The organism is Xanthomonas sp. DAR 34887 (assembly GCF_041245805.1).
Taxonomy (GTDB): Bacteria; Pseudomonadota; Gammaproteobacteria; order Xanthomonadales; family Xanthomonadaceae; genus Xanthomonas_A; species Xanthomonas_A tesorieronis.
On record NZ_CP162490.1, the window covers coordinates 3,610,440 to 3,633,539 of the forward strand.

Genomic DNA, 23,100 nt, shown 5'->3' on the forward strand with positions numbered 1-23,100 from the left:
CCAGCCCCCCTGTAGGAGCGGCTTCAGCCGCGACCGGACGTCCCCGCAAGCCGCTCGCCACCAAACGCCTGATACAGCTTGATGCCGGCCCGGCTCCCGGTCGCGGCTGAAGCCGCTCCTACAGAGGCTTGTTGCGCGTGACCTTGGCGGAAACACCGACACCGACGTCCAGCGCAAAACCCCATGCCGCGCGCACCGGCCATCCACAAACGCAAACGGCCGCCCGAAGGCGGCCGTCGCGGCAGCGACCGAAGTCGCTGGGGGATTACTCGGCCTTGGCGGCGGCCGCAGCGGCCTGGCGCGCGACCTTGGCCTGCGCAGCGGCGGCCAGATCTTCCTTGATGCGGGCGGCCTTGCCTTCCAGGCCACGCAGGTAGTACAGCTTGCCGGCGCGGACCTTGCCGCGGCGCTTCACTTCGACCGAGTCGATGATGGCGCTGTGAGTCTGGAACACGCGCTCCACGCCGAAGCCGTGGGAGATCTTGCGCACAGTGAACGAGGAGTTCAGGCCGGCGTTCTTGGTGCCGATCACCACGCCTTCGTAGGCCTGCACGCGCTCGCGGTTGCCTTCCTTCACCTTGACGTTGACGACGATGGTGTCGCCCTGGTTGAACTCCGGCAGCTTGCGCTGGATCTGGGCGGCTTCGAAGTCGGCCAGGATGGTCTTGTTGAGCTTGCTCATGGTGGGCACCGCTTGTGTCTGGTGAGGTGGTCCGGCAGTCGCCGCACGGCGATTGCGCTAGATCGGGATGGGCCAAGCGCAGATGGCTAGGCCGGAAAGCCGGGCATTTTAACCCAGTCGCGCCGCCATGGCTAGGGTTTGGATGGATTTTCCTGCACGGGGGCCGGATCGGCCAGCAGGCCCCGGCGGAATTCCTCCAGCAGGCGGCGGTCGGCCGCGCTCAGCGCCGCCTCGTCCAGCAGCTCCGGGCGCCGCAGCCAGGTCCGGCCCAGCGCCTGCATGCGCCGCCAGCGCGCGATTGCGGCATGGTTGCCGGAGCGCAGGATGGCCGGCACCTCGCCCAGCGCGTGCTCGCGCGGATGGGTGTAGTGCGGGCAGTCGAGCAGGCCGTCCGGGCCTTCGAAGCTGTCCTGGGCGGCAGACTCGGCATCGTTCAGCGCGCCCTCCTGCAGCCGGGTGACCGCATCGACCAGCACCGCCGCGGCCAGCTCGCCGCCGGACAGCACGTAGTCGCCGATCGAGATCTCCTCGTCCACCGCGGCGGCGACGAAGCGCTCGTCCACCCCCTCGTAGCGTCCGCACAGCAGCACCAGCCGCGGCAGGGCCGCCAGCTGGCGGGCCTTGGCCTGGGTGAGCGGCGCGCCCTGCGGGCTCAGGTAGATCACCGGCGCCGGTTGCGGGTCGGCGTCGCGCACCGCCTGCAGGCAGGCCTGCAACGGTTCGATCATCATCACCATGCCCGGGCCGCCGCCGAACGGGCGGTCGTCCACCTTGCGGTAGCCGCCGGTGGCGTAGTCGCGCGGATTCCAGCCATGCAGCGCCAGCAGCGCGCGCTCCTGCGCACGCCCGACCACGCCGAACGCGGCGCACTGGGCGACGAATTCGGGGAACAGGCTGATGACGTCGATGCGCATGAGGCCGGGAATGGGGAGTCGAGAATGGGGAATGGGAAAAACAAGAGCGAAAGCGGCCGCATGGCCGCATCGCTCAGAACTCGGGGTCCCAGTCGACCACGATCAGGTTGGCGTCGAAATCCACCGACTTGACGTAGTCCGGCTGCACGAACGGCAGCAGCCGCTCGCGGTCGCCGCGCACCACCAGCACGTCGTTGGCGCCGTTGGAGAACAGGTGCGAGACCTGGCCCAGGGCCACGCCGTCGACGGTGCGCACGTCGAGGCCTTCCAGATCCACCCAGTAATATTCGTCGGGCTTGGGCGGCGGCAGCGTATCGCGCGCCACGTAGATCTCCGTGCCGCGCAGCGCCTCGACCGCATCGCGATCGGTGACCTCGGGCAGGCTGGCGATCAGGTACTTGCCGGACTCGCGCCCGCGCGCGCCGCCGAGGCTGCTCTCGCTGCCGTCGGGCTTGCGCACGATCCAGGGCTGATAACGAAAAATGGCGAGGCGCGGCTCGGTCCAGGACTCGAGCTTGGCCTCGCCACGGATGCCGAAGGCGCCCAGGATCCTGCCCAGCAGGATACGGCGCTGGCTGTCTTTCATGGGTGCAAAAACCGAAGGGCCGCGCCAGGCGCGGCCCGCAGGATCAGGCCGCGGCGGCCTGGACCTTGGTCGCTTCCTTGTACAGGTTGCGCACCTTGTCGGTCAGCTGCGCGCCGTTGGACACCCAATGGTCCACGCGCGGCAGATCGAGCACGATACGCGGCTCGGCGCCCTGCGCGACCGGGTTGTAATAGCCCACGCGCTCGATGTTGCGGCCGTCGCGCGCGCTGCGCACGTCGGTGACGATGATGTGGTAGAAGGGGCGCTTCTTGGCGCCGCCACGGGTAAGGCGAATCTTGACCATGGTGAGTTTTCCGGTGTTGCCCAGTCGCCAGGATGGCGCGGTAAGCCGGCGATTATAGCGGGCGGGCGGAACGCTGCCAAGTCGCCCCCGGATCGGTCAGATGGCTTGCCAGGCCTGGGTCTCCACCGCCGCGCTCAGTATGTGCAACAGCTCCGCGGCCGACCCCAGCGCCTGTCCATCCACCGCGGCGATGGGCTGCTGGCCGCGCGAATTGCAGGCAAAGGCGGCGGCGCACCCGGCCAGCTCGCGCAGAGGCAGCGGCCGCACCTGCTGGGCGATGCCGAGCGCGGACAGGCCGGCCTGCAGCAGCCGCTCCTGGGTGCCGCGCAAGGCCGGCGCCTGCGGCCATACCACGCCCTGCCCGTCCCAGGCGCCCAGGTTCCAGATCGAGCCCTCGGCGATCAGGCCCTGCGCATCGACGAACAGCGCATCGTCGAAGCCGGCCTGCAATGCCAGCCGGCGTTGGTGGAACAAGGCGAACGTGCCGGCGTGCTTGATCTGCGGCAGCTCGCGCGCGAACACCACGCTGCGCAGCCGCAAGGGCGTTGCATCCGCCTGCGCGGGCGCCGCCAGCGACACCAGCAGTTCCGGCGTGCAGGCCGCATCGGCGCGGCGGAAATCGAAGTCGCGCGCGAACACGCTGACGCGCAGCGACGCATCGTCGCTGCCGAACGCCTGCAGCGCCGCGCGGAGCTCGGCGCGGATCCGCTCGGCGGGCAGTTCATTGCCGAACAGCGTGCGGGTGGCCTCGTCGAGCCGCTGCAGGTGCAGGTCGAACCCGCGCACCGCGCCGTCGCGCACCTGCATCGTGCTGAAGTGGCCGTAGTTGACCAGCGCCGGCGCGGCCAATGCCTCCGCGCTCGCCGGCCGCCCCTCGCAGAACAGCTGCGGGCTCACAGCAGCGCCTGCGCCTGGCCCCACCAGGTCTCGAGCAATGCCGCCGCCGGCTGCGCCGGCGCCATCCACGCCGACTGCCCGGCCCAGGCCTGCATCGCCGCCAGGCGGCCTTCGCGCGCGGCGGCCTGGCGCATCGGCGCGGTCAACCCCCGCTGCACCGGATAGGGCCGCGGCGGCGGCGCGGTCGGTTCGGCGGCGGCGCGCACGTAGTCGGTAGCCAGCGCGCGGCCGAGGCGGCCGGAAAAGGCGCGGGTCAGCATGGTCTGCTCGGGTTCGGCCTGCGCCAGCCCCGCGGCCCAGGCCGGCGCCAGCGCCGCCTCCGGCGTGCGCAGGAAGGCGGTGCCGATCTGCACTGCGCTCGCCCCCAGGATCAGCGCCGCCGCGATGCCGCGGCCATCGGCGATGCCGCCGGCGGCGATCACCGGCACGTCCAGGCGATCGGCCAGCCGCGGCAACAGCGCGAACAGCCCGGTCAGCTGCCCCTCGGCGCGCGCCGCGTCGAACGCGCCGCGGTGGCCGCCGGCCTCGGCGCCCTGCGCTACCACCGCATCGGCGCCGGCGGCCTGCGCCGCCAGCGCTTCGTCCAGCGTGGTGGCGCAGGCGAACCAGGCGATGCCGGCGGCCTTCAAACGCTGCACCTGGTCCGGCCGGAACAGGCCCATGATCGATGAGGCCACGGCCGGGCGCGCTTCCAGCAACGCGGCGAACTGCGCATCGAAGTCGGCCGGCGCCGCATCGCCGGCAGCGGCATCGACCGGCGGTCCCCATTGGCCGAGAAAAGCGCGCACCTCGGCCTCGGCGGCGGCGTCACGCAGCGGCGGCGGATCCGGCACCCACAGATTGATCTGCGCCGGTCCGCCGCCGGCGGCGCGGAACGCGTCCATCCACTGCACGATGTCCTGGGGCGTCGACAGCACCGCCCCCATCGCGCCCATGCCACCCGCCGCGGCAACCGCGGCCGACAGCGACACAGGACAGGCGCCGGCCATCGGACTGAGCAGGATCGGCAGGCGCAAGCCGAACCGCTGCTGGAAGGCATCCACTCGCGCCAGGCGCTCCATCATGCGTGCTCCGCGACTGCAGGGACGCCCATGGTAGCCGCGCAGCCTCCAGGCCAGCGCGCCGCGGGCAGCGGCGCGCTCAAGGCAGCGGCACCGGCAGGCATTGCTGATACCGATCGTCGACCCACACCTGCTGCAGCGAGAAGGCGCGCAGCAACGGCGCGCGCTGCACGAACGTACCCCATAGCCGCAGATCGGCGAATGCCTCCGCCGCCCGGCCGCGCCAGGCCGGCGGGCCGGCCAGCCGCAACTCCAGGCAGTACAGGCCATCGGCCGGACACACCACCTCCACGCATGCCTGCGCGCCTGCGCACGGCCACAACGCCGCCAGCTGCGGACCTTGCAGCAGCGCGAACAGGCGCAGTTCGCCGCCGCTCGGACTGGTGCCGCCAGACATCGGGACCGGCCGGCCGAACAGGCTGGACGTCCACGCTGCCTCCAGCACCAGTACGTCGCCCCGGCTCAGCTGCAGGAAATGGCGATACACCACCACCGCGCGCTCGACCGAGTCCGCTGCAGCGGGATCCGGCACGCCGGCCACATCCCAGTGGCGATCGACACTGGCGAACAGCAGCGCGGCGCCGGCCGGCACGCGCGCCGCGCTACGCGTCGGCAGCTGCGCCAGCGGCCAGTCGCCCTGCCCCGCGACGTCTTCGACCCCGATCGCGCCATCGCCACGCCGCACATACGCCAGCGACGTGCCGCGCAACGGCTGCAACGGCAGCGCCAGCCGTTCCGGGTCCGGCACGCGCAGCCACAGCGACACCGTGCCAGGCACCCGGAGCTCGGCCTGGCCGATGCCGATCGAATACACCCCGGTCTGCGCGATCGGCACGACGCATTCCGCGTCCGCCGCCACGTCCAGCCACTGCGCCCGGGTCGCGCCCGGCGCCAACAGGTCGCAGCACCACTGCGCAGGACCGCCATCGGCGGGATGGAACGCGAGCACCAGCGCGTCGCCGGCGCGCAGCACCTGCTCGAGCGTCGTACAGATGCCCTGGCGCGGGAAGCGCTCTTCCGGATAGGGCACGACATCGTCGAGATGGCGGCGCCACTGGCGCGCGCCGGGTGGACGCGCAGGCGCTGCGGACGCGGGCAGCGCAGGCTGTGCCGGCGGCGGCAGCCGCGCCTGCGCGACGTCAGCGAGGTCGACATCGTCCTGCGTGGTCGTGGCCGTGGCTGGCAACGGGAGGGCGCCGCTCCTGCCGCGCGCGGCCAGATGATCGATCACCGCGGCGAGCAGCACCACCAGCACCCAGTACGCGAACGTCGCCGGCAGCACCGCCCAGCCGCTGGCCGACTGCAGGGCCAAGGCCAGCGCCAGGGCCAGACGCAGGCAGCGCGTGCTGGCGGAGACGCTCACCCTGCGCGCCGCGGCCGCGGGTTCAGCGGAACGGCAGGCCGCCGCGCCCGCCCATGCCGCCCATCATGCCCTTCATGCCGCGCATCAGGCCTTTCATGCCGCCGCCGGCCATCTTCGACATCATCTTTTCCATCTGCTGGAACTGCTTCATCAGCTTGTTGACGTCGGCCGGCTGGGTGCCGGAGCCGCGTGCGATGCGGGCGCGGCGCGAGCCGTTGAGCAGGGTCGGATTGCGCCGCTCCTTCTTGGTCATCGAGCCGATGATGGCGATCATCCGCGGCACGTCCTTGTTGCCGGCGACCTGCTGCTTGAGGTGCTCGGGGATCTGGCCCATGCCCGGCAGCTTGTCCATCAGCCCGGACAGGCCGCCCATGTTCTGCATCTGCTCGAGCTGGTCGCGCATGTCGTTGAGGTCGAACTTCTTGCCCTTGGCGACCTTCTCGGCCAGCTTCTGCGCCTTGTCCTTGTCGACCTGATGCTCGACCTGCTCGACCAGCGACAGCACGTCGCCCATGTCCAGGATGCGGCTGGCCAGGCGGTCGGGATGGAACACGTCCAGGCCGTCGGGCTTCTCGCCCACGCCGATGAACTTGATCGGCTTGCCGGTGATGTAGCGCACGCTCAGCGCGGCGCCGCCGCGCGCGTCGCCGTCGGTCTTGGTCAGCACCACGCCGGTCAGCGGCAGCGCTTCGCTGAACGCCTTGGCGGTGTTGGCCGCGTCCTGGCCGGTCATCGCATCGACCACGAACAGGGTTTCGGCCGGGTTGATCGCGGCGTGCAGCGCCTTGATCTCGGTCATCATCGCTTCGTCGATGGCCAGGCGGCCGGCGGTATCGACCAGCAGCACGTCGACGAAGGACTTGCGCGCATCGGCGATCGCGGCGCGGACGATGTCCACCGGCTGCTGCGACGCCTCGGACGGGAAGAACAGCACGCCGACCTGCTCGGCCAGGGTCTTCAGCTGCTCGATCGCCGCCGGACGGTAGACGTCGGCCGAGACCACCATCACCTTCTTCTTGCGCTTTTCCTTCAGGTGCTTGGCCAGCTTGCCGACCGTGGTGGTCTTGCCCGCGCCCTGCAGGCCGGCCATCAGCACGATCGCCGGCGCCGGCACGTTGAGGTTGAGGTCGCTGGCGGCCGAGCCCATGACCGCGGTCAGCTCGTCGCGCACGACCTTGATCAACGCCTGGCCCGGGGTCAGGCTCTTGAGCACTTCCTGGCCGACCGCGCGCACCTTGATGCGTTCGATCAGGGCCTGCACCACCGGCAGCGCGACGTCGGCCTCGAGCAGCGCGATGCGCACTTCGCGGGTGGCTTCGCGGATGTTCTCCTCGGTCAGGCGGCCGCGGCCGCGCAGGCGCTGCATGGTGCCGGAGAGGCGTTGGGTGAGGGATTCGAACATGCGGGCGGGTCGCAGACGGGAAACGGTCGTCGATTATAGCCGCGCCGGCCGGCGATCCCGGCGCCGGCCCCGGCCCGGGCTCCAAGCCACATCGGCAGGCTGTCGCGCCCGACTCGGCGCCTTCGCCGGCCGGCTTGCTGCCGGCACCGCCAATGCGGCCGCCCTGTCGCGCGCTGTCGTGCCGTGTGGCGCGCGGTGCGCCCTCCGGGCCACCGAGCCGCCACCACGAGCGCTGGCCCGATATGCGAAACTGGCGCGATGCTCCTCATCCTCGTCGCGACCCTGCTGTACCTGACCGCTACCGGCCTGCTGGTCGGCGCGTTGGTGCGCGACCGGGTCGAACGCGGCCGCGCATGGCTGTGGGCGGCGCTGCCGGCGGTGGCGCTGCATGCCGGCTACCACGTGCAGGTGGCGCTGCACACCGCCGGCGGGCCGGACATGCACTTCTTCGCCGCGCTGTCGCTGGTCAGCCTGGGCATGGCGCTGATGACCGCGCTGGTCGGCGCCGGCGGGCGCATGGCGGCGCTGGGCGTGGTGGTGTTCCCGCTGTCGGCGGCGCTGCTACTGGCCTACCACTCGCATGGCCACGAGCCGGCGCCGGTGCTGGACTGGCGGCTGCAGCTGCATGCATGGATGGCGCTGCTGGCCTACGCCACGCTGGGCATCGCCGCGCTGCTGGCGGTCATGCTGTGGCTGCAGGAGCGCGCGCTGCGCCGTCGCGACTTCCACCCCTGGCTGCGCGCGCTGCCGCCGCTGACCGCGCTGGAGACGCTGCTGTTCCGCACCATCGTGGTCGGCTTCATGCTGCTGACCCTGACCCTGCTGACCGGGGTGCTGTTCGTGCAGGATTTCCTGGCGCAGCGGCTGGTGCAGAAGACCGTGCTCAGCGTGCTGTCGTGGATCGTGTTCGGCGCGCTGCTGTTCGGCCGCTGGCGCTACGGCTGGCGCGGGATCAAGGCGGTGCACTGGACGCTGGCGGCGATGCTGTTGCTGCTGCTGGCGTTCTTCGGCAGCAAGTTCGTCATCGAACTGGTGCTCGGGCATCCGCAATAACCCCTGCGGTTAGGCTACCGGAACGCGCGATGCATCCTTCGTAGGAGCGGCTTCAGCCGCGACAGGATGTTTCCGTCACCGAAATTGCTTCAGCGCCGGTGTCGCGGCTGAAGCCGCTCCTACAGGAAGCGGGCGCTCCGACGGCAGCGAGCTGCATCCCCATCTCAATCGGCCAATGCCGCCTCCACCGCGGCCCAGTCGGCGTTCGCACCGACCTCGGCGAAGCGGTATTCGATGCGGTGCCGGTAGACCTGGCCTGGCCGCAGGATGGTGTCGGGGAAGCCCGGCTGGTTGGGCGCATCCGGATAGCCCTGCGGCTCCAGGCACACGCCGCGGCCCAGGCCCGGATGCTGGCGGTCCAGCCAGTGGCCTTCGTACAGCTGCAACGCCGGCATCGCGCTGGCGATGCGCATGGCCACGCCGCTGTGCGGCGAATACAGGATGGCGCTGCAGTCGCGCGGCTCGGCCAGCACCAGGCAATGGTCGTAGCCGCCGCTCAGGCGCAGCTGCGTATCGGCTGCGGCGTCCTTGTCGGCGATCGCGCGCGGATTGCGGAAGTCGAACGGCGTGCCGGCCACCGCGGCGATCTCGCCGGTCGGCAGCAACGCCGCGTCGGCCACCGGCAGGTAGCGGTCGGCCGGCACCCGCAGCCACTGCGCGGCGGCCGCCACGCCGGCATCGCCGGCCAGGTTGAAGTATGGATGGTGGGTGAGATTGAGCGGGGTCGGCGCATCGGTCTGCGCCGCGAACTGCAGCTCCAGGGTGCGCCCGTGCACGCTGAACTCGGCGCTGACCTGCACGTTGCCCGGATAGCCTTCCTCGCCGGCTGGCGAGTCGTAGCGCAGTTGCAGGCTGCGCTCGGACTGCGCCTGCACTGCCCACACCCGGCGCCCGAATCCCAGCGCGCCGCCATGCAGATGATTGGGTCCTTCGTTGGCAGTGACCGCGTAGCGCTGCCCGTCCACGTCGAAGGCCGAGCCGGCGATGCGGTTGCCGAAGCGGCCGACCAGCACGCCGAGATAGGCCGGGTCGTGCAGGTACGCGTCCAGCGTCGGCAGGCCGAGGACCAGTTCGGTGCGGCCGCGCGCGGTGTCCAGGCTGAGGCCGCGCAGCAGGCCGCCATAGGTCAGCACTTCCGCACGCAAGCCGGCGCCGCTGTCCAGCAGCACACGGTGGATGGTGGTACCGTCGGGAAGCTGGCCGAAGATCGATGACATGCGCGGGTCCTTGTTGGGCGCGTGCGGAGTCCACGCGTGCCGCGCAGCATAACCAGCGCGGCTGCCCGCAAGCCATCGCTGCGCAGGTTGGTGCATCGATGCACCATGCACACGCCACTGCGCGGGGAGAGTGTGATGCGCTATCCACGTACGCGATCTGCGGCATCGCATCATTGCAATCTCCGTATCGATACGCCGATTTAAATCATTGGTCGGCTTCCTGTCGCCTCCCTATTCTCGATTCGCAGGTCGGGGGACACGTAACGGGACGGCGCAGCGATGCGCGCCCCCGGTACAGCGCACCAACGATGCGAATCGGCTATAGCAGCGCGGATTTACGTCATTGGTCGCCACGCGCCAGCCGGCCTATGCTCGAACCGCGGACGGGGAACCGCCGTCTATGTCGCTGCACACCGTCATCGGTCACAAGGATTGCGATCTGCACCGTTACCGCTACCACGCCATGCCCTGCCGCTGCCCGCGACCGCCGCGGCTGCGCCGTGCATCGCCGATCCCGTGCCTGCTCCGCGTGGCCAGTGCCGGCCATCACCGACACGACCCGCTTGCACGGCACCACCGCACCTTCCACCCAGGAGACCCACGATGCTTTCGATCCGCTCGCTGAAGAACGCCGCGCGACGCTGGCGGCGACGTCTGCCGCTGGCCGCCGCGGTGGCCACGCTGACAGTCGGCGCCGGCCTGGCGCAGGCCGCCGACGTCGCGGTGCGTGGCACGCTGCATGCCGACCAGCCGGGTGCGCAGGTCTCGCGCAACCTGTTCGGCCAGTTCGCCGAGCACCTGGGCAACGGCATCTACGGCGGCGTGTGGGTCGGACCGGAGTCGAAGATCCCCAACACCCGCGGTTACCGCAACGACGTGGTCGCGGCGCTGAAGGCGCTGGAGGTGCCCAACATCCGCTGGCCCGGCGGCTGCTTCGCCGACGAGTACCACTGGCGCGACGGCATCGGTCCGCGCGCCAAGCGCCCGACCAGCATCAACACGCACTGGGGCGGCGTGGAGGAGCCGAACAGCTTCGGCACCCACGAGTTCATGGACTTCACCGAACTGGTCGGCACCCAGGCCTACGTGGCCGGCAACGTCGGCGACGCCGCGCCGGACGAGATGGCGCAATGGGTGGAGTACATGACCGCGCCGACCAAGTCCACGCTGGCTAACCAGCGCCGCGGCAACGGCCGCGATGCGCCGTGGAAGGTGCCGTACTTCGGCGTCGGCAACGAACTGTGGGGCTGCGGCGGCAACATGCGCGTGGAATACGCCGCCGACGTGTACCGCCGCTACCAGACCTTCGTCAAGGCGCCGGCCGACCAGAAGATCATGAAGATCGCGCCCGGCCCCAGCGATGCCGACTACCACTGGACCGAAGTGATGATGCGCGAGGCCACCAAGTACATGGACGGGCTGAGCATGCATTACTACACCATCCCCGGCGGCTGGCCGCCGCGCGCCTCGTCCACCGACTTCGACGAGACCGCGTGGATCGAGACGCTGTCGCGCACCCTGCTGATGGACGAGCTGATCAGCAAGCACAGCGCGATCATGGACAAATACGACCCGGGCAAGAAGGTCGCGCTGGTGGTCGACGAATGGGGCACCTGGTACAGCGGCCTGCCCAACGTCAATCCCGGCTTCCTGCGCCAGCAGAACACGCTGCGCGACGCGTTGGTGGCCTCGCTCAACCTGGACATCTTCGTCCAGCACGCCGAGCGCGTACGCATGGCCAACATCGCGCAGATGATCAACGTGCTGCAGGCGATGATCCTCACCGACGGCGACAAGATGCTGTTGACCCCGACCTACCACGTGTTCGCGATGTACAAGCCGTACCAGGACGCGACCGCGCTGCCGCTGCAGATCAAGGCGCCCGACTACAAGCACGGCGAATACACAGTGCCGGCGGTGCACGGTTCGGCGGTCAAGGCGAAGGACGGCCACGTCTACGTGGCGCTGACCAACCTGGACCCGAACCGCGCCGCGGAGGTGGCGGTGAGCGTGGACGGCGTACAGGCCGGCGGCGTCAGCGGACAGATCCTCACCGCGCCGAAGATCACCGCGCTCAACACCTTCGAACAGCCGCAGGCGGTGAAGCCTGCCCCATTCGGCGGCGCCAGCCTGCAGGGCGGCACGCTGAAGGTGGCGCTGCCGGCCAAGGCGATCGTGATGCTGAAGCTGCAATAGGGCCCGACGACGCGACCGGACAGGTCTCCAGCTAGTCGCGGACGCCTTCGCGCCTACCCTCCGCTGCAGGGCGCGGGCAGGTCGTCCGAACCACGCCGGCACCGCCCGGCGTGGTTTTTTTTATGCGCCGCGCTTAGTCCGGCGTGTCGGACAGCCGCGCGAACAGCGAGTCGCCGTCCGGCGAGATCAGGTCGCTGACCGCCCAGCAGCCGTTGCCGCGGCGCTGCAGTTCGATCTTGACCGAGCCGGCGCCGCCGAGCGCCCGCCTGTAGTCCATTCGCACTTCCAGCGCCGTGGCCTGGGAGCCGCCGGACACCAGGGTGAAGCGCGGCGTGCCATCGATGGCGCCGTCCTGCGCATCGGTCCACGGTTCGAAGTCCAGGTTGTCCGGGCGGCAGAAGACCTTGTGCTTGGCGCAGCCCAGCCCGGTCTCCAGCGCATAGGCGAAGGGCGGCGTCAGCAGTCCGCCCAGTTCCTGCGGCCGCCGATAGAAATCGCGCGCCTGGTACAGCCGCTCGGCCATCTGCAGCGGCGTCGCGCAGTGCGGCGCCTGCGCCGCGGCAAGCGCAGGCAGGAAGGCGAGGATGGCAACGAGTCGACGCATACGCAGATTCCGGTATCGGGGGCGCATATGAAGCCCGGATCGCCGCGGGCGCGCAAGCGCCGGGCAAAAAAAGAGGAGCCGGCGAACCGGCTCCTCGACCTCGTGCAGCGTTTTCTTGCGTGCAGGCGAGCTACGCGGCCCTGACCGCCTCGTAGCCGTCGAAGGTCATGCTGGCCGACGCGCGCCCCTGGGTCAGCGAGCGCAACGCGGTGGTGTAGGCCTGCAGCTGCGCCAGCGGCGCCTGCGCGACCACGTCGGCACGCGCGCCGCGCTCGGCGATCGCCACGACGCGGCCCTCGCGCCGCTGCAGATCGCCGAGCACGTCGCCGACGCTGGCGGCCGGCGTATCGATCGCCAACGCCATCACCGGCTCCAGCAGCAGCGTGCCGGCCTGCGCCAGCGCCGCCTTCACCGCTTCCGAGGCCGCGCGCTGGAACGCCATGTCCGACGAATCCACCGCATGCGCCTGGCCATCGACCAGCACCACCTCCACGCCGACCACCGGGTAGCCGCGCGGGCCTTGCGCCAGCGCCGCGCGCACACCCTTCTCGGTGGCGGCGACGAAGGCCTTCGGCACCACGCCGCCACGGGTGCGGTCGGCGAAGACGACCTCGCCGTCCGTGCGCGGCACCAGGTCCAGCACCACGTGCGCGAACTGGCCATGGCCGCCGTTCTGCTTGGACAGCCGCCCGACCACGCCCAGCGCCGCGGCGCGCAGCGTTTCCTGGTAGGCCACGTGCGGCGCACCGGTCCGCACGTCCACCTGCCACTCGCTGCGCAGGCGCTCCACCATCACCTCCAGGTGCAACTCGCCCATGCCCCAGACCAGGGTTTCGCCGGTCTCGGCATCGCTGTCGACGCGGAACGAGGGATCTTCCTGCGCCAGCCGCGCCAGTCCCTGCCCCATCCGCACCAGCTCCGCGGCATTGGCCGCGCCCAACCGCCACGCCAGCACCGGCGGCTGCGTGCGGATGCTTTCCAGCACCCAACGCTCGCCGACGCCGCTGAGCGTCTCGCCGCTGGTCGCGTCCTTCCAGCCGAGGATGGCCACGATCTCGCCGGCACAGGCCTGCGCCACGTCGTGGGTACGCTGCGCCTGCACCACCGCCAGCCGCCCGACGCGGCGCATGCGCCGCGCCTGTGACGTCCACACCGTGTCGCCGACGCGCAAGGTGCCTGCATACACGCGCACGAAGGCCAGCGGCCCCTGTGCGGTATGCGCGACCTTGAACACCAGCGCCGCCAGCGGGCCGGACGGATCCGGCGCCAGTTGCGCGGCGAGCGCGGCATCCGTGCCGCTGGCATCGTTCGCGTCGCGCGTCGCCGGCACCGGCGGGCGGTCCAGCGGCGACGGCAGCCAGTCGACGATCGCGTCCAGCAACGGTTCGATGCCCTTGCTCTTGAACGCCGATCCGGCCAGCACCGGCACGCCTGCGCCGGCCAGGGTGGCGCGGCGCAGGGCGGCGCGCAGCATGTCCGCGTCGATCGCACGCGCTTCCAGATAGGCCTGCGCCAGCGTGTCGTCGTGCTCGGCCACCGCGGCGACCAGGCGCTCGCGCGCCTCGGCGAACGTCGCGGCATCGTCCGTGGTCCAGGCGCGCGCGGCCATGCGTCCGTCGCCGTCCCAGGTCAGCACGCGGCAGTCGACCAGGTCGACCCAGCCGTCGAAGCCCGAATCGCCCGGCAGCGGCACGCCGACCGCCCACACCGTGGCGTCGAGCTTGCTGCGCAGTTGCGCCAGCACGCCATCGAACGAGGCGCCGGCGCGGTCCATCTTGTTGACGAACGCGACCAGCGGCACGCCGTGCCGGCGCGCCTGGCGCCACACGGTTTCCGATTGCGGCTGCACGCCGTCGACCGCGGAGAACACCGCGACCGCGCCGTCGAGCACGCGCAGCGAACGTTCCACCTCGATCGCGAAATCGATGTGTCCGGGGGTGTCGATCAGGGTGAGCCGATGCGCCGGTTGCCCGCGCGGCGCCCACTGCGCCTGCACCGCGGCCGCGCCGATGGTGATGCCGCGGGCGCGTTCGATGTCGGAAAAGTCGGTGGTGGCCGCGCCGTCGTGGACTTCGCCGATGCGATGGATCGCGCCGGTGGCCCACAACAGGCGTTCGGTGAGGGTGGTCTTGCCGGCGTCGATGTGGGCGATGATGCCGAGGTTGCGCCAGCGGGAAAGAGTTTGAGTGTTCATGAGATGGGTTCCGCATTGCCAACACTGGGGAAGCCGCACGCCCCGGTTGGCGAAGGGGCATGCGGCTAGGTTTTCGGTTCGGCGGCGTAGTGCATGGCACGTTCTCCTTCGCGTTTCGGAAGTGGGACAGCTGGGAAAAAGGCAATAAAAAAGCACCCATCGGGTGCTTGTCTGCGAATCGGCGGCGGCGGAGCGCTACGGCTCGGCTCGGTCCATCCCGTCAGGCAGGCGCACCCGGCCCGCGCTGATGCGCAGGGCGGCGGTCGGCAATATCAGCAGCGGTGCGTGCGACATGGGTTGACGGGCGATACGGTGGACGAGGGCGCAAGTCTGGACCTGTGCCGCCGCCGGGTCAATGCAGCGGACGCAGCGCCGCTGGAACGGACCGGCGCGACGCGTGCAACGACGCCGCGCCGGCGCGGCGTTCGCGCACCGCCAAGACGCCCGGCCGCGACCAGGCAGAACGCTGCGACCGGCATGCGGGCGACCGGAGCGGACGCGAGCCGGCGTGCGCAGCCCGCGCTTCCCTGCCTGGCAGAAAATGAAGCAAGATCGACCTTTGCGCCAAGCGGGAATCCCGAGAGAGTGGCACGCCGACCACACACCCGGATTTCACCATGCCCAAGACGTCTCGCACCCGCACCCGCTCCTGCATCGCCCTGCTCGCCCTTGCCTGCCTCTTCGCTGGCGGCGGAGCGGTTGCCGCCGCCGATTTCCCGGCACCATCGCAGCCAGCCGATATTCCGGTTGCGGGCTTGCCGATCGTCCACCTGCGAACGCGTGCTGACGCCCTTCCCGTAGTGGTCGTGGTCGCCCAGGACAAGACCGTGTTGTCGGACTTCGTCGTGCCGTATGGCGTGCTCGCGCAGTCCGGCGCGGCGCAGGTGATCGCCTTGAACATGACCGATCGCCCGCTCAAGGCCGGTCCGCTCACGCTGCTGCCCGACATGACCGTCGCCGAATTCGACAAGGCCTACCCGGCCGGCGCCGACTACGTGATCGTGCCGGCGACAGAGAACAAACACGCCGCGGAAACCGCCTGGTTGCGGGCGCAACGCGCGCACGGCGCGGCGCTGGTGTCGATCTGCGACGGCGTCGAGCTGCTGGCGGAGATCGGTGCGCTCGACGGTCGCCACGCCACCGGTCACTGGAGCTCGCTGCGCGATCGCCGGAAGCAGTACCCGCAGGTCGCCTGGCTGACGAACCTGCGCTATGTGGCCGACGGCGATGTCGCCTCCAGCGCTGGGGTCTCCGCGGCGCTGCCGATCAGCCTGGCGCTGGTCGAGACCATCGCCGGACCGCAGGCGGCGCGCGCGACCGCCGACCGCCTGGGCGTCACCTCATGGGAAGCCGCGCATGACAGCGACATCTTCAAGGTCCTGCCGACGGACCTGGCGACGCACCGCGCCAACATGCGCGTTAAGCACGAAGAGGTGGTGGCGCTGGAAGTGCGCGACGGGGACGACGAGGTGGCGCTGTCGCTGCACGCCGAGGCATGGTCGCGCACGATGCGCAACGACGTACGCCCCGTCTCCGCCACGGCCGGCCCGGTACGGCTGCGCGGCGGCCTGCGCGTGCAGACGCAGGCGACGTCGTCCTTGACGCCGGACGTGCGCATCGTGGTGGCCGACGCCGCCCCTGCCGGCACGGCGCTCCCTGCCGCGTTCGACATGATCGCCCAGCGCTATGGCAGCGGCACCGCGCGCCTGTCGGCGCTCGCCATGGAATACCCATGGGGCGACCTGCAGGCGACGCGGTGACATGGGCAGCTCCCGCCGCTGCGTCATCCTGTCCAACACCCGCGGCGGCGGGCACGTACCGCGATCGGACCATGATGCATGACCTCTAGACCCGCACAGAACGTTCCGGCCTCCCTGGATGCAACGCCAATCGGCATCGAGCGTGCGAGACCGCCGCAAGGACCACTGCGGGTGGTGCTTCTTGCCTACGACGGAATGAACCTGCTCGACCTCGCGGGGCCATTGCAGGCGCTGGCCACCGCCAACCGGAGCGCGGAATCGGGCGCGCCTGCGCGTTACGACACCATCGTGGCGTCGGAATACGGCGGCCCGATCGTCACCGGCTCGGGCTTGGCGGTCGTCACCGTCCCGGTTTCCTCGTTGAGCAATACAGCGATCGACACGCTGATCGCAGCCGGCGGCTGCGCTGGCGATGAGTTCGAGGTCACGCCCGCGCTGCGCGACTTCATCGCCGCGCGCGCCGGATCGGTGCGCAGGCTCTGTTCGGTGTGTACCGGCGCGTTCCTGCTGGCCGCCGCCGGCCAGCTCGATGGCCGGCGCGTGGCCACACATTGGGCCTGGATCGACAAGCTGAAGCGCCGGCATCCGCACCTGAATGTCGATCCGGACAGCATCTTCATCCGCGACGGCGACCTGTGGACCTCGGCCGGGGTGAGCTCGGGCATCGATCTCACCCTGGCGCTGATAGAGCAGGACTACGGCCCGCGCATCGCCATCGACGTCGCCAGACAACTGGTGGTGTTCGTGAAGCGCGCAGGCGGGCAAGCGCAATTCAGCGTGCCCTTGGCGGCGCAGGCGCGGGATCACGCCTTTGTCGAACTGCACGCGTGGATCGCGGCGAACCTGCGCGCGGACCTGTCGGTCCCGCAGCTCGCCGCGCGCGCCAACATGACGCCGCGCACCTTCGCCCGCCTCTATGCGGCGAAGGTGGGGCGCACACCGGCCAAGACGGTCGAGCTGATGCGACTGGAGGCGGCATGCCGCGCCCTGGAGGAAACCGCGCTGCCCTTGAAGAGCGTCGCCCTGCATGCCGGCTATGCCGACGAACAGCAGCTGCGGCGCGCGTTTCAGCGCCAGTTCGGCACCAACCCAGGCACGCATCGCGCGCACTTCTCCACGCAGCCCGCAAGCATCGAAGCGGAGGACCGCGGCCGCGTCCAGGAACGATGAGCGCAAGCGCGAACGCCTGAAGGCGGCATCCGCTTGGCGGCGCGCCTCACGCCGCCCAGATTTCGCCGAACACCCGGTCGAAGTTCAGCCCCAGCACCTTCTCGGTCACCCGTGCGCTGTAACCATGGCGCAGCAGGCCATCGGCGACGCGTTCGAGCTTGCGCACGCTGTTGGCGTCGGGCAGGTACGGAGTGCGGTTCTCGCCTGGCGCGCCGACGCCGTCGCGGCGGCGCTGCTGCATCAGCGCGTCCATCTCGCGCATGTCCTGTTCGGTGACCGGGAAGAACATCGAATCGGTGCCGATGCCCACGTGGTCCTCGCCGCACACGTCCAGCGCATGCAGCATGTGCCGCAGGTAGTCGGCCAGTTGCGGCTGGCGGCTGTCCTCGGTCAGGAACGGCAGCATGTAGATGCCCATCACCCCGCCCTTGTCGGCCAACGCGCGCATGTCGCGGTCGAGCTTGTTGCGCGGATGCGCGAACACCGCGCTGCAGCCGGCATGGGTGAAGACCGGCGGCCGCTGCGACAGCGCGATGCCGTCGCGGGTGGTCTGCGCGTTGGCATGGCTCAGGTCCAGCGCCACGCCAAGCCGGTTCATGCGCGCGATCGCCTCGCGCCCGAGCGCGGTGACGCCGCCGGTATCGCCGTCCAGGCAGCCGGTGCCGAACGGCGAGGCACGGTTGTAGGACAGCTGCATCACGCGCACGCCGAGCTGGCGGAACAGATCGATGCGCGCCGGTTTGTCCTCCAGCATCGCCGCCGATTCGAAGGAGAAGATCAGCGCGATCCGGTCCTCGCGCTTGGCCCGCTGCAGGTCGTCGTGCTGCAGCACTTTCAGGAAGTGCTGCGGATAGGTGTCGACCAGCGCCTGCGCCGCGGCGATGTCCTTCACCGCCTCTTCGAAGCCGCCATCGGCGCCGCCCAGCGTGGTCTTCAGCGCGGTCACGCCGGACTCGCGCAGCTGGCGCAGTTGCGCGGCGCTGTCGCCGTCGCTGGCCAGCTGGCCGATCGAGGCCAGGGTGTTGGCGTCGAGCACCAGGGCGCGGCGATACAGCGCCGCCGCGTCGGTGGCACCTGCGTCCTTGTTGGCCAGGTCCTTTGCCGTCGATGCCGCCGCGCCCTGTGCCGCCGTCGCACCGGGCAGCAGCCCGGCCAGCAGCGCGCTGCCGGAAAGGCCCAGCCATTGCCGCCGAGTCCATGCTTCGCTCATCGCTTCCCTCCGCTGCAATCGATAACGCGCCCTGCGGCCGCCATCGGCCAGACGCACAGCCCCCGCATAGCACTGCATTTGGCGTGCCGCGGTCAGTGCCGAAAGTACCGGCGGCCGCTCGTGGCGGCAGCCGTGGTGCCGCGTCAGCGGGGCGGCGGGCAAGCATCGCTTTCTCTGCACCGGGCTCTTATCATCCGCCGACATATCAAGGATGCGTGCCGATGACCACACCGCAGATGTCCGTCTATTTCTTTCTGCAGGCCGCGGTGATCCTGCTGATCTGCCGGCTGGTCGGCCTGCTGGCCAAGCGCGTGGGCCAGCCGCAGGTGGTGGGCGAGATGATCGCCGGCGTGGCGCTGGGGCCGTCGCTGTTCGGCCTGGTCCTGCCGGACCTGCAGCAGGCGCTGTTTCCCAAGCAGACCCTGGACATGCTGTATGTGGTCGCGCAGTTCGGCGTGGGCCTGTACATGTTCCTGGTCGGCACCGACTTCCGCGGCGACCATTTCCGTGCGCGCTACCGCAGCGCGATGAGCGTGTCGCTGGCCGGCATCGCGGTGCCGTTCGTGCTCGCGTTCGCGCTGGTGCCGTGGCTGCTGCACACCCCCGGCCTGTTCTCGGCCAAGGCCAAGGCCCTGGAAGCCTCGCTGTTCCTGGGCGCGGCCATCGCCATCACCGCGTTCCCGATGCTGGCGCGGATCATCCACGAGCGCGGCCTCACCGGCAGTTCGCTGGGCACGCTGGCGCTCACCGCCGGCGCGGTCGACGATGCCGCGGCGTGGTGCATCCTGGCCATCGTGCTGGCCAGCTTCGGCGGCAGCTGGAACAGCGCCTACCTGGCGATCGGCGGCGGCGTGGGCTACGCGTTGTTCATGATGCTGGTCGGCCGCCATTGGCTGCGACGCCTGGCCGACCACGTGCGTCCCGACCAGCCGCTCAGCGCCAGCGTGCTGGCGGTGGTGCTGATGCTGTTCTGCATGAGTGCCTGGGCGATGGACGCGATCGGCATCCACGCGGTGTTCGGCGGCTTCCTGCTCGGCGCCTGCCTGCCCAAGGGCGCGCTGACCGAAAAGCTGCGCGAGCAGCTGCAGCCGTTCGTGGTGGTGTTCCTGCTGCCGATGTTCTTCACCTTCTCCGGGCTCAAGACCCAGCTCAGCGTGCTGCTGGACCCGCAGATCCTGATCGCCGCGGTGGCGATCCTGCTCGCCTCGTTCCTGGGCAAGGGCATCGCCTGCTGGGCCGCGGCACGCGTCAGCGGCGAGAACAACCGCGACGCGATGGCGATCGGCGCGCTGATGAACGCACGCGGGCTGATGGAGCTGATCATCATCAACATCGGCCTGCAGGCCGGGGTCATCGAGCAAGGCCTGTTCTCGATCCTGGTGCTGATGGCGATCGCATCCACGCTGATGGCCACGCCGCTGTTCAACTGGGTGATGCGCCGCGCCGCCGCGCGCGAGGCGGCGCCGGCGGTCGCTGGCGGCAGGCCATAACGCGCTGCCTGTGCTGCGCGGCTAGGCGGGCGCCACGCGCCACGCCGGCGGCAGGCCGGCGACGAGGTGCTCCTGCAGGGCGCGCACCTTCGGCGTGAAATCGCGGCGGTCGGCCACGCACAGGAACAGCTGCATCGGTTCGGGCGCGGCGTTGGCCGCGCCAGCGCCGGCGTCTGCGAACAAGGCGCGCAACGCACCGCGTTGCAGGTAGGGCTGCGCCACAAATGCGGCCAGCCGGGTGATGCCGCCGCCGGCCGCGGCCATGGCGGCGAGCGCGTCGATGTCGTCGCCGACCAGCGCCGGCGTCACCTCGACCTCGAAGCGTGATCCATCGCGCACGAAGCCCCAACGCAGGTAGCGGCCGTCCACTGCCCAGCGCAGCAACAGACACGCGTGTTCCTTCAGATGCTCCGGCGTCGCCGGCGTGCCGGCACGCGCCAGGTAGTGCGGCGCTGCGCAGAATACGAACGGCACCGCGGCGAAGCAACGCGCGACCAGGCCGTCCTGCAATTGCGGCGCGATGCGGATGCTGACGTCCACGCCTTCCTGTGCGTGGTCGACGCGGTGATCGGCGCTCAGCAATTCGATCGACAGGCGCGGATGGCGCGCCGCCAGCGCAGGCAGCAGCGGCGCCAGCACGTGCCGGCCGAACGCAGCGGTGCTGGCCACGCGCAACCGCCCTTCCGGCTCGGCCTGCGGATCGGCCACCGATTGCCGCGCGCGCTCCAGGTCCAGCTCCACCCGCCGCACCTGCTGCAGGTACAGCGCACCGCGCTCGGTCAGCGCCAGGCTGCGCGTGCTGCGGTTGAGCAGGCGCACACCAAGATGCGCCTCCAGCCGCGCGATGTTCTGGCTCACCGCCGCCGCGCTCACGCCAAGGGCTTTGGCGCCACCGGCGACGCTGCCGGCCTCGACGGTATGAATGAAGCTGCGGATGGACTGAAGAAGATTCACTGGACAGCTATACGCGATGCATTCGTAAGTTGCAGTTTACAAAGTCGCAAGCCGCCCTCGCCTACTGGCGTTGCGCCCGGCTTGCTAACGTGCCGCCTCCCGAGCCATCCGGCTCGCAACACCACCGAGGCATCGCCCATGCAGGATTTCGATATCGCCGCGCCACGCCGCCTGAAACTGGGCGTGCGCGCCACCCCGTTCGTGTTCGCCTTCTACATGGCCACGATCATGGCCATGCTGATGTGCCTGGTGATCACCGCGGCCAATGCCGGCCTCGGCGGCGATTATCTGCAGCGCGTGCTCGGCGCGTACCGGCTGGCGATGCCAACCGCGTTCTGCTGCATCCTGGTGGTGCGGCCGCTGGTGCTGCGGCTGGTGGCGGCGACGGTGCATCCGCCGCGCTAGCCATGCTCGGGCATCGCCAGCGGAAAACGCTCCGCGTACGCCGGCTGGCACAGCGGAGACCGAACGGCCGAACGGCTCGCGCGCCCAAATAAGTGCGGCGCATCTAAGTTCCGAAGCGAACTTCTCCATGTCCTGCCCGGCGCATCGATAACGGTCCGCACACCGTTGCTACGCTGAGGCGGCGACCGATGCGGTGACGGCGACAGTCAAGCACGCGGCGCATGGCCATATCGCCGCAGCATCGGCTCGGCGACCACCCATACAGGAGCTTTTGCGATGACCTTGTCCATTGCCGGCCGCTTGCTTCGATCCCCGCGCACGCTCACCGAACCCGCCCAACTGACGCTGGCACGCATCGATGGCGGCACGCAGTGGTTCGAATGGGCGAGCGGGTCCGCACAGCGTTACGATTTCGCGGACGAACGCAGCCTGCTCGATGGTGTGCAACAAGGCTTGCACGGCACCTCCATGCTGTGGCTGCCGCGGATTGGCCTGCAGGTCGGGCCGGCCAAGCTGCTGACGCTGGCCCTCCATGAGCTCGCCCTGATCCATAACGCCGAAAGCATAGGCGACAGCGAGGCGCTGGCGCACCGGGTGCAAGACCTGCTGGCCGCACACGACCTGGTGACCAATGCCGAGTTGGCGTCCGCCGATGCGTTCCTGACCGAACTCGGCGTGGCGACGGCGCCGTTGCTGCAGGTGCTGGACTTCGACGGACGCATGGCCGTGTGGCGCCTGGCGGCAGCGGACCCGCAACCGGCTGCGCGCGCCGTCAGCCGCCGCGAAGCGGCCGATTTCGCATTGGCGCGGGCGCAGTCCGCATTGGAATTCTGCGACTACTACCGCTACTACCTGCAGTCCGCCGCCGATGGCCGCAATGCCGCCGCACGCCGGCAGGCCACGAACGAAGCGCTGGACGCGCTGTTGCCCGCGTTGTTCGATGCGCTTGGCGGGCCAAGGTTCGAGGGCGCGCCCGCGCCGAACGAGATGCAGCTTGCGATCAACAGCTACCTGGCGACGGGACGCGCGATCGGCTTCCCGCGCCTGTCGCTGGCCGCGCAACAGATTGCAGGCCAGATTGCCGGCCCCGGCGGCAACCCCGACCGTCTACGCCGCAGCGTCGGGTCCGTGCTGCAGGCCGCGCAAGTGTTGCTGGGCAGCGGTTCGCTGCGGCCAGGACGCCTGGGCCAGGATGGCGCCAGCCTGCAGTTCCTTGCCCAGGACGGGGACCGCCGCGTGCTGCTGCAGTTCGCCGGCGACGTGCTGACGATCGCCGAGCTCGCTGTCGCCACCGACGCCGTGGCCGCTGAGGCTCCGCCGCCGGCACCGCCGCGACGGCCGCAGGCGATCCCCGCACCCGCTGCGCCGCCGGTCCTCGAGGCAAGCGCAAACGCCGAAGAACGCCTCAAGCAGGCGCAGCAGCAGATGGACGAGGCGCTGCGCACCGCCGAGCGCCTCATCGCAGAAGCCGAGGCCGTCGCGGCGGCCGCCATCCGCCAAGCCAACGAGGCCGCCGACGCCGCCCAGGCCGCGGCGAATGCCGCGATTAGCCGCTCCTCCAGGACCTAGTTCCGCTGCCCGCGCGACGTACCGTGGCGATGGCAGGCACACCGGCACCGTCGTTGCGAACGATCGTGT

20 protein-coding genes are annotated in these 23,100 nt (G+C 70.3%); 7 read left to right on the top strand and 13 right to left on the bottom strand.

The window, feature by feature from the left end; genetic code table 11:
• Positions 1–265: 265 nt before the first annotated feature.
• From rplS to ffh, 8 genes are all read right to left on the bottom strand, one after another.
• Positions 266–682: a 50S ribosomal protein L19 gene (gene rplS / locus AB3X08_RS15145; protein ID WP_184411414.1), complete on the bottom strand. Its 417-nt coding sequence runs from the start codon at positions 680–682 to the stop codon at positions 266–268.
• A 131-nt stretch (positions 683–813) separates the two neighbouring features.
• Positions 814–1,596 (bottom strand): tRNA (guanosine(37)-N1)-methyltransferase TrmD, encoded by a 783-nt coding sequence (gene trmD, locus AB3X08_RS15150; RefSeq protein ID WP_369933577.1) that lies wholly within the window; start codon positions 1,594–1,596, stop codon positions 814–816.
• Between the two features lie 73 nt (positions 1,597–1,669).
• Entirely contained in the window at positions 1,670–2,182 is a 513-nt protein-coding gene (gene rimM, locus AB3X08_RS15155; protein ID WP_369933578.1) for a ribosome maturation factor RimM, read from the bottom strand.
• Between the two features lie 43 nt (positions 2,183–2,225).
• A complete protein-coding gene (gene rpsP, locus AB3X08_RS15160; protein WP_369933580.1) occupies positions 2,226–2,486 on the bottom strand; it encodes a 30S ribosomal protein S16 in 261 nt (86 codons plus the stop codon).
• Between the two features lie 96 nt (positions 2,487–2,582).
• Positions 2,583–3,383, bottom strand: coding sequence for an aminotransferase class IV family protein (locus AB3X08_RS15165; protein ID WP_369933582.1), 801 nt, complete (start codon positions 3,381–3,383; stop codon positions 2,583–2,585).
• Positions 3,380–4,444 carry an NAD(P)H-dependent flavin oxidoreductase gene (locus tag AB3X08_RS15170; protein ID WP_369938545.1) on the bottom strand — a complete coding sequence of 355 codons (1,065 nt, stop codon included), beginning with the start codon at positions 4,442–4,444 and terminating at the stop codon, positions 3,380–3,382. Before AB3X08_RS15170 ends, AB3X08_RS15165 begins: the two co-directional genes overlap by 4 nt.
• Before the next feature lie 79 nt (positions 4,445–4,523).
• On the bottom strand, positions 4,524–5,807 hold the full coding sequence (locus AB3X08_RS15175; protein WP_369933584.1) for a hypothetical protein: 1,284 nt from the start codon (positions 5,805–5,807) through the stop codon (positions 4,524–4,526).
• A 22-nt stretch (positions 5,808–5,829) separates the two neighbouring features.
• Positions 5,830–7,209 (bottom strand): signal recognition particle protein, encoded by a 1,380-nt coding sequence (gene ffh, locus AB3X08_RS15180; protein ID WP_369933586.1) that lies wholly within the window; start codon positions 7,207–7,209, stop codon positions 5,830–5,832.
• Positions 7,210–7,467: 258 nt separating this feature from the next.
• Between ffh and AB3X08_RS15185 the strand changes: the two genes are divergently transcribed.
• A complete protein-coding gene (locus AB3X08_RS15185) occupies positions 7,468–8,262 on the top strand; it encodes a cytochrome C assembly family protein (protein WP_369933588.1) in 795 nt (264 codons plus the stop codon).
• Positions 8,263–8,426: 164 nt separating this feature from the next.
• Here AB3X08_RS15185 and AB3X08_RS15190 read toward each other — a convergent pair whose 3' ends face one another.
• A complete protein-coding gene (locus tag AB3X08_RS15190; protein WP_369933589.1) occupies positions 8,427–9,479 on the bottom strand; it encodes an aldose epimerase family protein in 1,053 nt (350 codons plus the stop codon).
• Positions 9,480–10,082: 603 nt separating this feature from the next.
• On the opposite strand from AB3X08_RS15190, the gene AB3X08_RS15195 reads away from it, so the two are divergent.
• The gene (locus tag AB3X08_RS15195) at positions 10,083–11,675 is read left to right on the top strand and encodes an alpha-N-arabinofuranosidase (protein ID WP_369933591.1); all 1,593 of its coding nucleotides are present in this window, start codon (positions 10,083–10,085) and stop codon (positions 11,673–11,675) included.
• A gap of 133 nt (positions 11,676–11,808) precedes the next feature.
• On the opposite strand, the gene AB3X08_RS15200 is transcribed toward AB3X08_RS15195, so the two are convergent.
• Positions 11,809–12,279 carry a hypothetical protein gene (locus AB3X08_RS15200; RefSeq protein WP_369933593.1) on the bottom strand — a complete coding sequence of 157 codons (471 nt, stop codon included), beginning with the start codon at positions 12,277–12,279 and terminating at the stop codon, positions 11,809–11,811.
• A gap of 130 nt (positions 12,280–12,409) precedes the next feature.
• On the bottom strand, positions 12,410–14,473 hold the full coding sequence (fusA, locus tag AB3X08_RS15205) for an elongation factor G (protein WP_369933595.1): 2,064 nt from the start codon (positions 14,471–14,473) through the stop codon (positions 12,410–12,412).
• Between the two features lie 617 nt (positions 14,474–15,090).
• On the opposite strand from fusA, the gene AB3X08_RS15210 reads away from it, so the two are divergent.
• Together AB3X08_RS15210 and AB3X08_RS15215 are read left to right on the top strand one after the other, a co-directional pair.
• Positions 15,091–16,233, top strand: a complete 1,143-nt coding sequence (locus tag AB3X08_RS15210; protein ID WP_369933597.1) for a DJ-1/PfpI family protein — start codon at positions 15,091–15,093, stop codon at positions 16,231–16,233.
• A gap of 78 nt (positions 16,234–16,311) precedes the next feature.
• A complete protein-coding gene (locus tag AB3X08_RS15215; protein ID WP_369933599.1) occupies positions 16,312–17,403 on the top strand; it encodes a GlxA family transcriptional regulator in 1,092 nt (363 codons plus the stop codon).
• Between the two features lie 46 nt (positions 17,404–17,449).
• Here AB3X08_RS15215 and AB3X08_RS15220 read toward each other — a convergent pair whose 3' ends face one another.
• Complete coding sequence (locus AB3X08_RS15220; RefSeq protein WP_369933601.1) at positions 17,450–18,613, bottom strand: dipeptidase; 1,164 nt, start codon at positions 18,611–18,613, stop codon at positions 17,450–17,452.
• Between the two features lie 221 nt (positions 18,614–18,834).
• Between AB3X08_RS15220 and AB3X08_RS15225 the strand changes: the two genes are divergently transcribed.
• Positions 18,835–20,103 (top strand): cation:proton antiporter, encoded by a 1,269-nt coding sequence (locus AB3X08_RS15225; protein WP_369933603.1) that lies wholly within the window; start codon positions 18,835–18,837, stop codon positions 20,101–20,103.
• 21 nt (positions 20,104–20,124) lie between these two features.
• On the opposite strand, the gene AB3X08_RS15230 is transcribed toward AB3X08_RS15225, so the two are convergent.
• Positions 20,125–21,057, bottom strand: coding sequence for a LysR family transcriptional regulator (locus AB3X08_RS15230; RefSeq protein WP_369933604.1), 933 nt, complete (start codon positions 21,055–21,057; stop codon positions 20,125–20,127).
• 138 nt (positions 21,058–21,195) lie between these two features.
• Between AB3X08_RS15230 and AB3X08_RS15235 the strand changes: the two genes are divergently transcribed.
• Both AB3X08_RS15235 and AB3X08_RS15240 read left to right on the top strand, forming a co-directional pair.
• Positions 21,196–21,462, top strand: coding sequence for a DUF2798 domain-containing protein (locus tag AB3X08_RS15235; protein WP_369933606.1), 267 nt, complete (start codon positions 21,196–21,198; stop codon positions 21,460–21,462).
• A gap of 276 nt (positions 21,463–21,738) precedes the next feature.
• On the top strand, positions 21,739–23,031 hold the full coding sequence (locus AB3X08_RS15240; RefSeq protein WP_369933608.1) for a hypothetical protein: 1,293 nt from the start codon (positions 21,739–21,741) through the stop codon (positions 23,029–23,031).
• The last annotated feature ends 69 nt before the right edge of the window (positions 23,032–23,100 follow it).

Excerpts from the sequence above, each read along its gene's own strand:
- AB3X08_RS15220 (WP_369933601.1), bottom strand. The coding sequence starts at position 18,613 with ATGAGCGAAGCATGGACTCGGCGGCAATGGCTGGGCCTTTCCGGCAGC.
- AB3X08_RS15185 (WP_369933588.1), top strand. The coding sequence starts at position 7,468 with ATGCTCCTCATCCTCGTCGCGACCCTGCTGTACCTGACCGCTACCGGC.
- AB3X08_RS15225 (WP_369933603.1), top strand. The coding sequence starts at position 18,835 with ATGACCACACCGCAGATGTCCGTCTATTTCTTTCTGCAGGCCGCGGTG.
- AB3X08_RS15200 (WP_369933593.1), bottom strand. The coding sequence starts at position 12,279 with ATGCGTCGACTCGTTGCCATCCTCGCCTTCCTGCCTGCGCTTGCCGCG.
- AB3X08_RS15235 (WP_369933606.1), top strand. The coding sequence starts at position 21,196 with ATGCAGGATTTCGATATCGCCGCGCCACGCCGCCTGAAACTGGGCGTG.
- AB3X08_RS15195 (WP_369933591.1), top strand. The coding sequence starts at position 10,083 with ATGCTTTCGATCCGCTCGCTGAAGAACGCCGCGCGACGCTGGCGGCGA.
- AB3X08_RS15210 (WP_369933597.1), top strand. The coding sequence starts at position 15,091 with ATGCCCAAGACGTCTCGCACCCGCACCCGCTCCTGCATCGCCCTGCTC.
- AB3X08_RS15170 (WP_369938545.1), bottom strand. The coding sequence starts at position 4,444 with ATGGAGCGCCTGGCGCGAGTGGATGCCTTCCAGCAGCGGTTCGGCTTG.
- AB3X08_RS15190 (WP_369933589.1), bottom strand. The coding sequence starts at position 9,479 with ATGTCATCGATCTTCGGCCAGCTTCCCGACGGTACCACCATCCACCGT.
- rimM (WP_369933578.1), bottom strand. The coding sequence starts at position 2,182 with ATGAAAGACAGCCAGCGCCGTATCCTGCTGGGCAGGATCCTGGGCGCC.
- AB3X08_RS15215 (WP_369933599.1), top strand. The coding sequence starts at position 16,312 with ATGACCTCTAGACCCGCACAGAACGTTCCGGCCTCCCTGGATGCAACG.
- rpsP (WP_369933580.1), bottom strand. The coding sequence starts at position 2,486 with ATGGTCAAGATTCGCCTTACCCGTGGCGGCGCCAAGAAGCGCCCCTTC.
- trmD (WP_369933577.1), bottom strand. The coding sequence starts at position 1,596 with ATGCGCATCGACGTCATCAGCCTGTTCCCCGAATTCGTCGCCCAGTGC.
- fusA (WP_369933595.1), bottom strand. The coding sequence starts at position 14,473 with ATGAACACTCAAACTCTTTCCCGCTGGCGCAACCTCGGCATCATCGCC.
- rplS (WP_184411414.1), bottom strand. The coding sequence starts at position 682 with ATGAGCAAGCTCAACAAGACCATCCTGGCCGACTTCGAAGCCGCCCAG.
- ffh (WP_369933586.1), bottom strand. The coding sequence starts at position 7,209 with ATGTTCGAATCCCTCACCCAACGCCTCTCCGGCACCATGCAGCGCCTG.
- AB3X08_RS15240 (WP_369933608.1), top strand. The coding sequence starts at position 21,739 with ATGACCTTGTCCATTGCCGGCCGCTTGCTTCGATCCCCGCGCACGCTC.